Origin of the sequence: Amycolatopsis sp. NPDC021455 (assembly GCF_040640995.1) — a bacterium.
Classification (GTDB): Bacteria; Actinomycetota; Actinomycetes; order Mycobacteriales; family Pseudonocardiaceae; genus Amycolatopsis.
The window spans coordinates 74,572-75,443 of the sequence record NZ_JBFACT010000045.1; the positions used below are offsets into that span (position 1 = coordinate 74,572).

Genomic DNA, 872 nt, shown 5'->3' on the forward strand with positions numbered 1-872 from the left:
TCAGGTCCCGGTTTCCGGTGCCGTGCAGGCCCCGGCAGCCGGTCAGACCCAGAGCCCTGCCCCGGCATCCGGTTCCGCCCAGCCCCCGGTAACCGGCCCTGCCCAGACCCCCAACCCGGTTCCGAACCCCCCACAGCCCCCCAACCGGTTCCCCCCGCCGAGCCCCACCCCGCCACCGGCCGCCAACCCGGCCCCGACTCCGCCCGCGCCGGTGCAGGCCAAGCCCGTCTTCCCCGGCCCGGAATCGACCTCCCAGCCGTTCCCCACCCGCCACGCCGCCCCGGCTCGCCCGGTCTTCCCGGGCCCCGGGACCATGCCCCCCGTACCCCCCGCCCCCAACGCACGCCCGGTGTTCCCCGGCCGGGACACCCCCCTCCCGCAGCCTTCGCGGCAAGAGAGGCAAGAGCGGCAAGAACCCGCCACCCCGCCCCGCGGTACTCCGCGTGGCTGGTTCGACGAGTTCACCGAACAGCAAGACCCCGAAGAACCGCAGGATTTCGGCCCGACCGGCCAGCCGACCGAGATCCCGTACCGCTACAAGCGCTGACAGCCGGGCCGCCGGGTGCGAACCTTGGTCCATGGCCAAAGACCCGAACCCGGACCAGGGGTGGTACTACAACACCCGCACCCACCAGGTCGAGCACCTCGAACGCAGCCGCAGCGTCGACCTGCTCGGCCCGTACCCGGACGAAGCCACCGCGCGCCGCGCGCTCGACATCGCCCGGGAACGCACCCGGCAGGCCGACGCCGCCGACGCCGCCTGGAACGACGACTAGATGTATTGCCCCGTGAGGTTGGGGACGCGGCTGGTGGGTGGTTTGCCGGCGAGTGCGGTGTGGCCGCGGTGGTGGTTGTAGGTGTGTAGCCAGCCC

The 872-nt window shown here is 73.4% G+C and carries 1 protein-coding gene; it reads left to right on the forward strand.

Annotation, left to right across the window (positions count from 1 at the left end):
* Nucleotides 1-578 precede the first annotated feature (578 nt).
* Complete coding sequence (locus AB0G28_RS34680; RefSeq protein ID WP_361099047.1) at nt 579-776, forward strand: hypothetical protein; 198 nt, start codon at nt 579-581, stop codon at nt 774-776.
* Nucleotides 777-872: the final 96 nt, after the last annotated feature.

Bases quoted from the DNA above. Each gene is read 5' to 3' on its own strand.
- AB0G28_RS34680 (WP_361099047.1), top strand. From the start codon at position 579: ATGGCCAAAGACCCGAACCCGGACCAGGGGTGGTACTACAACACCCGC.